This window comes from Limnohabitans sp. (assembly GCF_046052765.1).
In the GTDB taxonomy this organism is placed as follows: Bacteria; Pseudomonadota; Gammaproteobacteria; order Burkholderiales; family Burkholderiaceae_C; genus Limnohabitans.
In genome coordinates, this window is sequence record NZ_JAVLFQ010000066.1 from 69,579 (window position 1) to 82,959 (window position 13,381).

General features: G+C 47.4%; 11 protein-coding genes. 5 read left to right on the forward strand and 6 right to left on the reverse strand.

Annotated elements, in window-relative coordinates; translation table 11 throughout:
• Window positions 1–10: 10 nt before the first annotated feature.
• Complete coding sequence (locus tag AC9UG7_RS10075; protein ID WP_509587237.1) at window positions 11–814, reverse strand: UDP-2,3-diacylglucosamine diphosphatase; 804 nt, start codon at window positions 812–814, stop codon at window positions 11–13.
• A 98-nt stretch (window positions 815–912) separates the two neighbouring features.
• Here AC9UG7_RS10075 and AC9UG7_RS10080 point away from each other — a divergent pair, with 98 nt between their 5' ends.
• The 3 genes from AC9UG7_RS10080 (at window position 913) to AC9UG7_RS10090 (ending at window position 3,369) form a co-directional block, all read left to right on the forward strand.
• Window positions 913–1,755, forward strand: coding sequence for a hydroxyacylglutathione hydrolase (locus AC9UG7_RS10080; protein WP_509587239.1), 843 nt, complete (start codon window positions 913–915; stop codon window positions 1,753–1,755).
• Between the two features lie 61 nt (window positions 1,756–1,816).
• Complete coding sequence (locus AC9UG7_RS10085; RefSeq protein ID WP_509587242.1) at window positions 1,817–2,731, forward strand: histidine kinase; 915 nt, start codon at window positions 1,817–1,819, stop codon at window positions 2,729–2,731.
• Window positions 2,728–3,369, forward strand: a complete 642-nt coding sequence (locus AC9UG7_RS10090; protein ID WP_509587244.1) for a response regulator — start codon at window positions 2,728–2,730, stop codon at window positions 3,367–3,369. Before AC9UG7_RS10085 ends, AC9UG7_RS10090 begins: the two co-directional genes overlap by 4 nt.
• A gap of 57 nt (window positions 3,370–3,426) precedes the next feature.
• Here the strand turns inward: AC9UG7_RS10090 and AC9UG7_RS10095 are convergent, their stop codons facing one another.
• On the reverse strand, window positions 3,427–5,703 hold the full coding sequence (locus AC9UG7_RS10095) for a TonB-dependent receptor (protein WP_509587246.1): 2,277 nt from the start codon (window positions 5,701–5,703) through the stop codon (window positions 3,427–3,429).
• A gap of 263 nt (window positions 5,704–5,966) precedes the next feature.
• Here AC9UG7_RS10095 and AC9UG7_RS10100 point away from each other — a divergent pair, with 263 nt between their 5' ends.
• On the forward strand, window positions 5,967–6,425 hold the full coding sequence (locus tag AC9UG7_RS10100; protein ID WP_509587249.1) for a (2Fe-2S)-binding protein: 459 nt from the start codon (window positions 5,967–5,969) through the stop codon (window positions 6,423–6,425).
• Between the two features lie 18 nt (window positions 6,426–6,443).
• Window positions 6,444–8,585 carry a xanthine dehydrogenase family protein molybdopterin-binding subunit gene (locus tag AC9UG7_RS10105; protein ID WP_509587251.1) on the forward strand — a complete coding sequence of 714 codons (2,142 nt, stop codon included), beginning with the start codon at window positions 6,444–6,446 and terminating at the stop codon, window positions 8,583–8,585.
• A 284-nt stretch (window positions 8,586–8,869) separates the two neighbouring features.
• Here the strand turns inward: AC9UG7_RS10105 and AC9UG7_RS10110 are convergent, their stop codons facing one another.
• The 4 genes from AC9UG7_RS10110 to AC9UG7_RS10125 all read right to left on the reverse strand — a co-directional run bounded on the left by AC9UG7_RS10110 (window position 8,870) and on the right by AC9UG7_RS10125 (window position 13,381).
• The gene (locus AC9UG7_RS10110; RefSeq protein ID WP_509587253.1) at window positions 8,870–10,030 is read right to left on the reverse strand and encodes a c-type cytochrome; all 1,161 of its coding nucleotides are present in this window, start codon (window positions 10,028–10,030) and stop codon (window positions 8,870–8,872) included.
• A 184-nt stretch (window positions 10,031–10,214) separates the two neighbouring features.
• Window positions 10,215–11,894: a PQQ-dependent dehydrogenase, methanol/ethanol family gene (locus AC9UG7_RS10115; RefSeq protein ID WP_509587255.1), complete on the reverse strand. Its 1,680-nt coding sequence runs from the start codon at window positions 11,892–11,894 to the stop codon at window positions 10,215–10,217.
• A 270-nt stretch (window positions 11,895–12,164) separates the two neighbouring features.
• Entirely contained in the window at window positions 12,165–12,887 is a 723-nt protein-coding gene (locus AC9UG7_RS10120) for a hypothetical protein (RefSeq protein ID WP_509587257.1), read from the reverse strand.
• The gene (locus AC9UG7_RS10125; RefSeq protein ID WP_509587259.1) at window positions 12,884–13,381 is read right to left on the reverse strand and encodes a hypothetical protein; all 498 of its coding nucleotides are present in this window, start codon (window positions 13,379–13,381) and stop codon (window positions 12,884–12,886) included. The genes AC9UG7_RS10120 and AC9UG7_RS10125 overlap by 4 nt, the downstream gene beginning before the upstream one ends.

A 13,381-nucleotide genomic window follows, 5' to 3' on the forward strand; every position in this document is an offset into this window, starting at 1 on the left:
ATAAATCCTTTTAGGAGACCAAACTGGCAGGCTCGGGTAATTTGATGGAGTCGTTAATGAGCACTTTGGCAGGGGTGAAGTCTAATTCTTGATCCCAAAATATCAACTCAAGGTGTCCGTCCACATGCTCTACCAATGCGGACCTGCTCTCTACCCAATCTCCATCATTGCAATAAAGAATCCCATTGATCATACGAATTTCGGCACGATGGATATGACCGCAAACTACGCCTTGGTAGCCGCGTTTAGCTGCTTCGCTGGCAACTGCATTCTCAAAATCAGTGACAAAGTTCAATGCTTTTTTCACTTTGCCTTTGAGGTATGCAGACAATGACCAGTAACGCATTCCAAGCTTGGCTCTGAGTCGATTGAAATGTCTGTTTAATCGCAAAGTCAATTCATACAAGCTGTCGCCTACATAAGCCAACCATTTGGCATATTGAACCACCGCATCAAAATAGTCGCCATGTATCAGCCAAAGTTTTCTTCCGTCTAGCAGGGTATGCGTGGTCTCTTCTAAAACTTCGATCCCGCCAAAATGGTGCTCGACAAAATCACGAGCGAACTCGTCATGATTGCCTGGAATATAAACAACGCGACTGCCTTTGCGTACGCGCCGAAGTAATTTCTGTACAACATCGTTATGTGCTTGCGGCCAATACCATTTGCGTCTAAGTTGCCAACCGTCAACAATATCTCCAACCAAGTAAAGGGTGTCGCTGGTATGTGATTTCAAAAAATCCAATAAAGCTTCAGCCTGACAACCTGGTGTACCCAGGTGCAAGTCAGAGATAAATACGGCTCTGTAATGCATGCATTCCCCAATTTATAAGAATGTGTGAGGCAACGCATGACTTATGCGCTGGTATGTATTTAGCTTAAATTGGCTATGTGACTAATTGATGAAACAATATGAGTTTGTTGCAATATGAAAACATACAGGATGGTATTGAAGCTATGAGCATGATTGTCAAACAAATTTGGACAGCCAATTCTTACCGGAATTTCAACTATTTGATCGCCTGCAGCGAGACTGGTGAAGCGCTGGCCATCGATCCTTTAGACAGTGTGAAATGTATAGAGGAGGCTAAAAATCAGGGTTGGCAGATCACACAAATACTCAATACACACGAACACCATGACCATATTGGCGGTAATGAAGCGGTTGTAAAAGCCACGGGTGCAAAAGTGCTAGCGCATGCCAATGCAGGACGATCAATCAAAGGCATGTTTCGTGGATTGATCGCTGGCGATGTCATCAAGGTGGGCAAAACAGTAGAGCTTGAAGCCTTGGACACACCAGGTCACACCATGTGCCATATTTGCTTACTCTCTCATACCGATGAACCCGCGCTGTTTTCAGGAGATACTTTATTTAACGCGGGGGCGGGTAACTGTCATAACGGTGGCAATCTAAAGTTGCTGTATCAAACATTCAGTCGCCAGTTGAACGCATTGCCTGACAACACATGGATTTATCCTGGACATGACTATATTGAAAATAATCTTCGTTTTACCTTGGATAGAGAACCTGAAAATACATATGCAGCTGAGTTATTGCAACAAGTCACAGGTCAGGATGTCCATACGGCCTATACAAGTTCAATGCAAATTGAGCGTCAGGTAAATACTTTTTTCCGACTCGACAGCGTTAGCATTCAGTCAAGATTAAGGACTTCATTTTCGGATTTACCCCTGAATATGGAAGAGGAAATTGTATTTTCAAAATTACGAGAATTAAGAAATCATTGGTGAAAAGACATTCAAGTTTATGGGCAATAAAAAAATCAATGCGATTTTAAAAATTTCTATCGGTATGAAACTCAATCAATCAGACAAAGATTTGGCAGTTGTTATTTTGAGCTTTGTATTTTTTTGGCTGCTTGCAACGCATTGGGAATTGTCTGAGCAGATTTTTGCTTTTAGTACGATTTATGAGGGAATACAGTTAGACGAATTACCTTTGTCCTTGCTTGTATTGTCGATGGGCTTGGCTTGGTATTCTTGGCGACGCAATAAGGATGCGATCAAAGAGATACAAATGCGAATTCGTTCGCAAGACAGAGTTCAAGAATTACTTCAGCATAACAGTGACTTAGCGCAGCGCTTGTTTACTGCACAAGAGGATGAAAGGCGCTTGTTGGCGCGCGAACTGCATGATGAAATGGGGCAGACTTGTACAGCGATTCGAACCGAGGCTACTGTACTGTCTTTGTCTAGTTTGAATATTGAGGAAGTGAAGAAAAGTGCGTTTCGCATTTCTCAATCGGCCGAACAACTGTCAGCGATCACCCGTCAAATGCTGCAACAACTGAGACCCATGGTGCTCGATAGCATGGGTACAGCTGAAGCAGTCATGGCCTTGTGCAGCCAATGGGAAAATAGCAGTGGAATTGCCTGCGTGTGTGAGGTCACAGCACTGCCTGACAACCTATCAGACTATCTCAGTGTGACTGTTTACCGATTGGTTCAGGAGGCTTTGACCAATGTTGCGCGCCATTCGCGTGCCACCATGGTCAAAATTTCTATTCGACTGTCTAACGATGATTTACTGGTGTTGTCGGTGTCGGACAATGGCCAAGGTTTAATTGACAATTATTCTGAACGGCGTGGCTTTGGATTGCTAGGCATGCAAGAGCGGGTGGCCAGTTTGAAGGGAATATTTCAAATCGAAGGTCAAACCGGTCTAGGTGTCAATATCCGCATTGCATTACCTTTGGTAGTCTCATGATAAAGATTCTTTTGGTAGATGACCATCCTGTTGTCAGGGCTGGTTATGTTCGATTGTTGGCACAAGATGAAAAGTTGCAGGTGGTTGCTGATGCAGGGTCTGCGGACGCTGCTTACCAAGCGTTTGTTGAATATTCACCAGATGTCACAGTGACTGATTTGTCCATGCCAGGCGTAGGCGGTCTGGGATTGGTGCAAAAAATACTGCTTCGTCAGCCAGATGCCAAATTATTGGTTTGCAGCATGCATGATTCGCCACAGTTGATTCAGCGTGTTTTCCAAACGGGTGCCAAAGGTTTTGTGTCAAAAAATGCTTTACCAGAAACACTGTTACTGGGTGTGCATGAGGTGTATGCCGGACGTATTTTCAACAGCGAATCAACCATTGAACATGCGCATGTCATCAATATGCAAGAGGAATTACAGCGTTTAGCCAGTTTGACACCCAGAGAGTATGAAATATTGCGCATGTTGACACAAGGACATACCGTGTCCGAATGCGCGAAACGCATGAACTTAAGTCAGAAAACAGTTTCTAACCATCAAACACAAGTGAAAGAAAAACTAGATATGCAGACCTTGGCCGCCATGGTTCATTTTGCACAGCGGCATGGTGTGATTGGCGGCGGTGGTTTTTAAAAAAATCCCTGCCAATCGCTTGGCAGGGAAAGTAGTTGTGTGTGTTGCTGAGCGCTATCAAAATCTATAACGCAGTCCCGCCATGAAAGTACGAGGAGCGCCTGGAGCAACAAATTTAGAAAGGGTTTGACTGGTGCTGTCATAAAGGTTGTCAGCCGCCAACATAGCGTAGGTCTCATAACGTTTGTTGAACGCATTATTTATTTTCCCAAACACCTCAAAGCCTTTTTGAACGGTATACGTGGTGCTCAAATTGAATAAGGCATAGCCCTTGACTTTGGCATTGCCACTGACACCAGAGTAAATATTGCCATCTTCGTTTCCTTGTGTCACTGTGCTTGAACTGGCCATCATGGAAGTCCCGAACTTCCATTTCTCATTGGCAGTCCAATCTAAGTGAACCTTGAGTTTATTTAAAGGCATGCCTGCCATGCGAGTGCCAGGTGTGATGTCCATTTCTCTTTCTGCACCCAGTATCTCCGCTGTGGATTGGTAAGTCGCTCTTAAGTAACTGTAGGTGGTGTTTAGGCTCCAAGTTCCCCACGTTTTGTTGGCATGGATATCCAGGCCCATGTACTGGGTTTTCCCAAAATTTTGAAAATATCCTTGAGTGGTTGAGATGGCGGTAAAAATAATATCGTCTCTGTTGATCGTTCGGTATGCTGACACACTGAGGTTGTAGTCATAGTCGTTTTTCCAGCGCATTCCAGCCTCTATGGTTTGAGACACCACTTGTTTTAAGTAGGGATCAGACTGAAGTCCTGTGGGTAGCGAGCAGGGTTTGGCACTGTCAGCACAACCCAACTCAAGTATGGTGGGTGCGCGGTTACTTTGCGCCCAGTTACCAAAGACCGACAAATTTGAACCAAGTTGATGCGTCATTCCCAATGAGGGATTGAATTTTCGGTAGGTGTAAGACTCGCTTGCAGTGGAATCAAGTACTCCGTCACCCGTTCCTGTAAGGTCTTCAGCGTTATAAGTCAATAGCGTATTTTTAACCGTGGTTTGGTTAAACCGACCAGCCACCGTCACATAGGATTTGTCGCTTAATTTGTAGGTGTCTGCCAGGTAAGTACCGAAGGCCGTTGTGGTTCCCTTCACACCAGCTGTGTCAATGGTGCTGTCGCAGCCCGATACTTCCCTGCTAGAAGACAAACTGCAATTTTGGGATTGTGTTGCGCCGTAACTCATGGTGTTTCGCTCGATGGTGGCACCGCTGGTGAGTTGATGCGCGTCTAATATTTTTGTGAGGTTCGTCGCCAAACCAATGGTTTTTTCAGTGGTGCTGGAATTGTTGATGACATATTCAGCGCTAGTGTCCCATTCAACATCACCGCCTTTGCGGCCTTGTGTGCCGTATCTCACATAAGCGGTGGTCGCCAACTCTGTATTTGCGTCCAACACATGTTGCAGATTGAAGCTCAATATATGCGCTTTGTTAACGGTTTGGTCTGGCCATGTGTATACCGATGCTCTGTTGGTGTCGTAGTAGCCCTTGGATGTGGATGTGAAGGAAGGGCTTGTCAAGCTGCCGTAGTTGGTACTTGGCGTCAAACCATTGCCCACGAGTTTGCTGTTACCGAACATGTAAGACACATCCCAGTTGGTGTCTTCTTGGGTTTTACCCACTTTGACAAACACGTTTTGAAGACTGCCATCTGAGTGGTCCCGCCACCCTTTTTCATCGAAGGCGGTCAAAGCAATGAATCTATGCCAGCCGTCAGCAGACTTGCTGCCGTGCGTTGTGTCAAGTTTGATGCGTCCAAAACTACCGAGGGTGGACACCACTTCATTGCCCTGCGTAGTTAATCCGGATTTGGTCGTGAACGCCAATGCACCACCAAGGGTGTTGAGTCCGTACATCGGGTTAGAGCCCGGTACCAGTGTGACGGTGTCAATCGCCGCTTCTGGAAACATGTCCCAATTCACCACATCACCAAACGGTTGGTTCAAGCGTACACCGTCCATGTAAATGGATAAACCTTGTGAAGCTCCCAGTGTGGCGGATGCACGCATGCCACGGTAGGTCACGTCTGCCTGATAAGGACTGCCTTGAATGTCGTTGACGTTCACGCCCGTCAAATTTTCATTCATGAACTCAGACATATTGATAGCGCCAGATTTGCGAATGGTCTGACTGTCTACCGATTGCACTTCGTAGGGAAGCTTGTTCTTTTCAATGCCAATGCCAGGCAAAGGTGATGTATTGATTACCTGCACCTCTTTGAGCACAGCCGCTTCATTGGAAGCCGTTTGCGCCCAAGTCAAACTGATGGCTGAAAAATGGAGCAAAACGATAGATATGATGTGTGTGGACTTGTAGCTTTTAGACATGACGTTGAGAATGACGTTGAAAAACCTTCAATAATGCCGAGGGATTTAGCTTTGAATAGGGAAAAAATCCTTTTTTTGCCTGATGAATCATGAAAACTTTATGAATATCTGGTCAACTGCCAGTAAGAATTGAAAATAACCTTGTCACCTGTGTTTCAAATCGAGAATTAAATTACCCATACAAGGGGTTTCCCTAGGGTGTCGTTAGGTTGGAAATCATTAATATGACTGGGTTCCGTATCCCATCAATCAAGGAAGTTTCTATGAGTCTTCAATTCAAAGTTAACGGTAAATCCGTTTCGTCCAACTCCGAGGCTGACACGCCTTTGCTTTGGGTTATCCGTGATGAACTTGGCATGACCGGCACCAAATTCGGTTGTGGCGCTGCCTTGTGCGGTGCTTGCACAGTTCACGTCAATGGCGAAGCCGTTCGCTCTTGCCAAACTCAGGTTGGTAACGTGGCTGGCTCTAGCGTCAGCACCGTTGAAGGCCTGGGCGGTTCACACGCTCTGCAAAAAGCTTGGGTCAAGCACCAAGTGCCACAGTGCGGCTATTGCCAATCTGGCCAGTTGATGAGCGCAGCAGCATTGCTCAGCAAAAACAAGAACCCTTCCGATGCAGACATCGACGCAGCCATGGCTGGCAACGTTTGCCGTTGCGGTACTTACACTCGTATCCGTGCAGCCGTCAAAGACGCTGCTGCTCAGTTGCGTGCTGCTTAATTTCAAAGGAAATACATCATGATAAGCACAGAAACAAATCGCCGCGACTTTATCAAAACCACCAGTATCGCTACCAGCGGTCTGATGATGGGTGTTGTTCTGCCTGGTACCGTGGCTGAAACCATGGCTGCTGGCACTTTGCACACACCCAACGCATGGGTTCACATTGCAGACGACAACAGCATCACCCTGATTTCTGCTCGTTCAGAAATGGGCCAAGGTGTTTACACCTCTATGCCCATGTTGATTGCAGAAGAGCTGAATGTTGACGTGACCAAAGTCACTGTTGCCGCTGCTCCTCCCGGAGCGGTTTACGCCAACGCTTTCCTCGGCGCCATGATCACAGGCGGATCTACCTCCGTTCGTGAAGGCTGGGAAAAATTGCGTATCGCTGGTGCTCAAGTACGTGAGATGCTGGTCGCCGGCGCTGCTGCTGAGTGGGGAGTTCCTGCCAGCGCTGTCAAAGCAGCCAACGGCATGTTGACCGGTCCTGGCGGCAAAAAAGCCACTTACGGCCAAATGGCTGAAGCTGCATCTAAGCAGCCAGTGCCTGAGAAGCCCTCTATCAAGGCAGCCAAAGACTTCCGCGTTGTCGGCAAGCGTATCCCTCGTACAGACGTGCCTGCCAAAGTCAACGGCACTGCTGAATTCGGTATCGACGTTCGCCTCCCAGGCATGGTTTACGCCAGCTTGGAACAGTCTCCCGTTATTGGCGGCAAAGTAGCCAGTGTCAACAGCGATGCAGCCAAGGCCATGCCTGGCGTGGTTGATGTGGTTCAAATTCCTGATGGTGTGGCAGTGGTTGCCAACACTTATTGGGGTGCTGTAAAAGCCCGTCGCGCTCTCAAAATCGAGTGGGACCTGGGCGAAGGCGCAACCTTGTCTTCTGACGCCATGATCGACGGCCACAAGCAGGCTTCTTCGTCTGGCAAAGTTCTGCCTATTCAGCCTGCCAAAGGCGATGCAAGCGGTGCAATTAGCGGTGCAGCCAAAAAATTGTCTGCCACCTACATCACGCCTTTGCAATCACACTCTCCGCTTGAGCCAATGAACTTCACTGCGCACGTCACTGGCGGTAAAGCATTGTTGATTGGACCTACCCAGTTCCAACAAGGTGCTCAAGGCGCCACTGCTGCAGCCTTAGGTATCAAGCCTGAAGATGTGGATGTCAGAACAACCTACTTAGGTGGTGGTTTTGGTCGTCGTATCGAACTTGACTTCGTGGTTCAAGCCGCTCAAATTTCAAAAGCAGTCAAACTGCCTGTGAAATTGGTGTGGTCACGCGAAGATGACATGACGCATGACTTCTATCGTCCTATCGGTTACAACCAGATCCACGCCGGCTTGGACGCTAGCGGCAAGCCAGTTGGTTTGCACTTCAAGCTGACTTCACAGTCCATCACACAACGCGCTTTTGGTTTGCCAAAAGACACCATGGATCCGTTCATGGTTGAAGCCGCTGTTGCTCCTTACAACATTGCCAACACACAACACGATCTGGTCATCCATGATGCTGGTTTGCGTGTAGGTTACTGGCGCGGTGTGAGCCACAACATGAACGTTTTCGCCAACGAAAGCTTTATGGATGAAATGGCTCTGGCAGCTGGTAAGGATCCTGTGGAATACCGTATGGCCATGCTTGATGGTAAGCCTCGCTTCCAAAACGTTTTGAAACTGGCGACAGAAAAAGCCGGTTACAAAAAAGGCGCTGCCAAAGGCAATGCCATGGGCGTGTCCATCATGGAAGGCTACGACACTTATGTAGCAGTGGTTACTGAAGTGTCCATGGGTGCTGATGGCGAAGTCAAAGTGGTCAAAGCCACAGTGGCTGCTGACATGGGCATGATTGTCAACCCTGAAATCGTTGAGCAGCAGATCCAGTCCAGCATCATCATGGGCATGGGAACAACTCTGAAGCACTCGATCACATTGCAAAATGGTCGCGTTCAGCAAACCAACTTCAATACCTACCCTATGGTTCGTACCAACGAATCGCCTTTGGTGGATATTGTGTTGGTCAAGAGCAGCGAAAAGCCTGGCGGTATCGGCGAACCAGTCACAGCGGCTATCGTGCCAGCTTTGGCTAACGCAGTTGCCAAGTTGACCGGCAAGCGTGTGCGTACATTGCCAATCACTGGCAAAGCGATTCAGCAAGCCTAATCAAATCCCCTTCTTATTCAAGAGGGGTTTTTTGATACGACAAAAAGAGCGGGTTACCCCGCTCTTTTTTTCGTCTGTATGTCCTTCATCTGACCTATTGAAATTTATCTTTAGACAATAGCTCAGAAGTATCTTTATTTCACACTGACATCTGTCCAATGCGCAGGGCTATCCTGTCAAAGAGATAAGCATTCCCTGACAGGTAAAGCTAATTAATCTGTGGGCAAAGTATAAAAAAAACCGACTGCATCAGACAGTCGGTCAGAGATTGAGAACCGCGAAGGTCAGTTCTTTTGTACGGTGACTAAAAATTCAATGATTGCTTTGATCTCCGCGTCAGGCAATATGCCACCCCACGTCGGCATGCCTAAATCTGGGCGACCTTTGGTGATGGTGGTGTAGGCCACATCTTTCCATTCGCTCTGGTAACGCATACTGAGTTTACGCAAATCACGCTCACTGACAGGTGATGCACCATTGGAGCCATGGCAATGTGAGCATTTGTTGTTGAAATTGGATTTGGCTTCAGCAATGGAATCACCATCGCTGGCAACCAACCATTCGCGTTGTTGTGTCTGAGTGGTTCCCACTTTGATGAAGCCAGTTGACTTATTGGCTGACGATTGAGCCATAACCATGTGAGGTTTAGCCATCTGTGACTTGCTTGCGCTGTTGATCAGCAATGGAGCTTGTGATGGAAAACCGTATTTCTTAACCAGTTGTTGAATCTCAGGCTTCAACGAGTCTAAGGCTTGATTGATCTGCTCTTTCAACGCGGGCTTGGATTTTGAAACAGCAACTGCAACTTCACCGCCTAAACCTTCTCCCTTGATAGGGAGTACTTGCCAGCGGCTATTGAAATTTTTGATATTGTCAAAACCAGCGCTTGGTCCCCACATCAAGCCTACGTCTAGTTCTCCCTTATTCATCGCAGCAAACAATTCATCATGCGAACGGAAGGTGGTCCAGGTAAAACCTTCGCGGGTTGAAAGCATGATCAAAGGAGGGGAACCATACAAAACACCTATGTTTCTTCCCTTGAGGTCATCTAGTCCTTTGAATACTTGACCTATGGGGCTGACAATGGCGTAACTGACATTCAGAAAGGGGTTACTTTTCTCAATTCCCTTGACTCGGTATTCAGCATCAGCGGGAAGCGCAAAATAAGCATCACAGCCGTCCATGGTGTTGCGCAGTGCGCGACGTTGATTGAAAGACAACCACCAAACGTATTCAACTGTCGTTCCTAATCGTTGTCCTACTTTCTCAGCCAATTCAATATACAGCCCTTTATCAGGACCATCGGCTTTGCTGAAAGGCAGGTTGTCAGGATCAGAGCAAACTCGCAAAGGGTCTGCATAAGCTCCAGTGCTGGCCAATGCAGCAACTGCAAGTGCAGTAGAACTCAGACAAGTCTTGAGTGCACTTTGGAACAACTTGGACATATCGAAATCTCCTCTATTTTGAAAGTACGATGAAAATAATGTGACTTGCTATATTGTTAACCAACAAGACATTTCTCACACATTATTTTCAGAGTACACCCTTAACGCAGGGTTACAAATACAAAAAATTGACAAAAAAACACCGCCCCGAAGGGCGGTGCCTAGATAACCACTAAAGTGGAAATCAGTTCAGTGAGAACACAAACAAGGTGCCGCCTTCTGGGCTGGCTGCCACCATTTTCTCGCCCAATGCGCCCAAGAACGCAGGGATAGATTGGGTGCGACCAGAAACCACAGCGATGTACTGCTTGCCGTCTAAGGTGTAGCTGATAGGTGCAGCGCTGATGCCTGAGCCAGAGTTGAATTTCCAAAGCTCTTTACCATTTTTGGCATCCAAAGCGCGGAATGTACCTTTGATGTCACCAGCGAAAACCAGACCTGTTTTGGTGGTCATCGTGCCGCCGTTGAAAGGCAGTTCATCCTTGTTGAACCAGACTTCTTTTTGAGCCACTGGATCCCAAGCTTTCAAACCACCGCCGTGGCCGCCAGGACCCACTTTGCTGAGGTCAAAGTTGACGCCAAGGAAGAACTGGCCGCGCTTGTACTCTTCTTGAATACCTTCCAAGTCCATACACAGATTCATGGTTGGGATGTAAACCAAACCAGTGTTGGGGTTGTAGGACATAGGCATCCAGTTTTTGCCGCCGAGCAAGTTGGGGCAAATGTCTTTGGCCCACTTTTTCAGGCGAGGACGTTTTTCGTTGTTGGCTGTTTCGATAGGTGCGCCTGTTTTCAGGTCAATACCAGTCGCCCAGTTCACGCCATTGACGAACGGCTTGGCAGAAATCAACTTACCATTCGCACGGTCGATCACATAGAAGAAGCCGTTACGGTTTGCTTGCATGATGACTGGTACTTTTTTACCGTCGACAGGCAGGTCAGCAAAAACCAATTCGTTGACACCGTCGTAATCCCATGCATCATGGGGTGTGAACTGGTAATGCCAAACGATATTGCCAGTGTCTGGGTTCAGAGCAACCACAGACGCTGTGTACAAGTTGGTGAACTTGCCGACGTCTGAAGAGTCATTGCCGCGGACAGAAGCTGACCATGGTGAAGGATTGCTGGTGCCGTAGTAAACCAAGTTCAACTTGGGATCATATGAACCAACGTTCCAAGCTGCACCGCCGCCTGTTTTGCCAGAGTCACCTTTCCATGTGTCAGCATTTTTTTCGTTGCCAACAGGAACGGTGTGGGTACGCCAAACTTCTTTGCCAGTGGCTTGGTCTAAAGCAACCAAAGCACCGCGTACGCCGTATTCACCACCGCCAAAGCCTGTGATGACCAGATTTTTAGCCAATGTGGGAGGTGAAGTGATGACTGAACCTTGGGTGTAATCCACCACTGCGGTTGTCCAGAGCTCTTTACCAGTTTTTGCATCAAGTGCAGTGACTTTGGAATCCAAACGGCCGACGAACAATTTGCCGTCGTTATAGGAAACACCGCGGCTGTTCACGTCGCAACATGCGTACTGGTCAACAGCTTTAGGCATTTCAGGGGACCACTTCCAGCGAACTTCACCTGTTTTTGCGTTCACAGCAAAGACATTTTTCGGGCCGAAAGATGATGTCACATACAAAGTGTCGCCAACCAAAATGGGGCTAGATTCTTGTGAACGGTTTGAGCCTAATTGGAGGGCCCATTTAACGCTCAGCTTGTTCACGTTAGCTGCGGTAATTTGGGTACCTTCGCTGTAACGCGTGTTGCCGGTGTCGCCACCATAGACAGGCCAACTTTGAGCACTTGCCAATGAGGCTGCGCCCAAAGCAGCTGCCAGTGCAACTGATTTGATCAATAGTTTCATAAAAAAATCCTTCAGGGTTTAACAAAGGGAAAACAACTAACAACGAAATTTTCCCTGACTTGTATAAGACCAAGACTAGCGCAAACCCTAGTTGGGGTATTAAAACTATGGAATTTCTCAAAAAGAGACACCGTCAACCCATGGCGATGTCAGGTACGAGTAAAGAATCTATTTTGGCAATGACAAACAAAAACATCTGCCTCGAGGTGGGGGGCAGTAAAGGTGTGAATTGGCTGGCCTATAGGGGCTAGAGAAATAGAAAATTTCGGTTTATTGAAAATCTATCAATTTCATTCGCAAGGTACCACCTTGGAAAAACTTTGCAGTGGTCGGTTCATCGCGTTCCACTTGCACCAATCCCACCCCAGGACAAAACCATTCTCGAGAAAGAATGGGGATGGGTTTGTACGCGAACACCACATCGTTCCAAAGCATCATTTCCATGGTGCCATCTACGCGCGTGCAATGTTCAAAATTACCTGCGGGCGTCGATATGCTGACATTCATGTCCGCAACTGTAAAAACCATGGGCATATTTTGGTATTTGCTGATATATCGAAATTCTGATGGATTTTCATTGCGGCGCCGTAAAAAATAGGGAACCGTGGGAACAGTCCAGGTACTGCCAACCTTCAAAGGGTGGGGAAGTACGGTGCGAGATTCCACATCCATCTCCGCTTGATCTCTTGTCGGACTTTTCAACGCTACCCGTTGAATGCCATTGTCATCTGTCGTCAACCAGTATTCATGGCCATTGCTGCTAAGGCGTACCCATGCTTTGCTGCCATCACTGAGTTCAGCACTGCCGAGGTTTTTGATCTCCAGTTTGTGGGATGTTGTCTTGGCATCCGGCGCGTCATACACCGTTTCAATAAGGTAAGTCCAACGTTTTCCAGCGGCCAATGGAAACAAAGGATTTTCTTTCGCCGGTTGATCGCAACCGGCGATAAAAAACAAAGTGATTAAAAAAATAACGTTGATGCGTATTTTCATTTTTCAGGCACCTGAGGTGTTGGCAGGTCCATGATTTTGACTTCCTGCTCGTCACTGCCTGGGTTCAACCAACTGCTGCCCTTACCATTGCCTGGCTTGATTTCTGCGGTTCCCATTTGAGGGATGCCTTCACGGCCTTTGCGCATGCCAGAAACGATTTGTTCGTGTCCCAAGCGTGTATAGGGCAATTTATAAGCACGAGGTTGCAAAAAACCTTTGCCCTCCTCAATGGGCGTGATCCAAACATACAGGGCTCCTGGATGCTTGCTGGTGGGTTCTTCTACCAAAGCAGCGAGCATGACAAATCTTTCCGGAAGGGCATCTGTGCTTGGTATGCCCAAAAGCGAATGCACAGAAGAGAAACCGAAAAAATAAAAACCTGTGATGCCAACAGCCAGCAAGCCTTTGAGCCAGCGGGGCCAGTTGGAATAAACCAGTGCCAATGCAAGCAGCAGAGCGACCAGTGCAAAAACAATAATCAAAGTAAGCGTCAT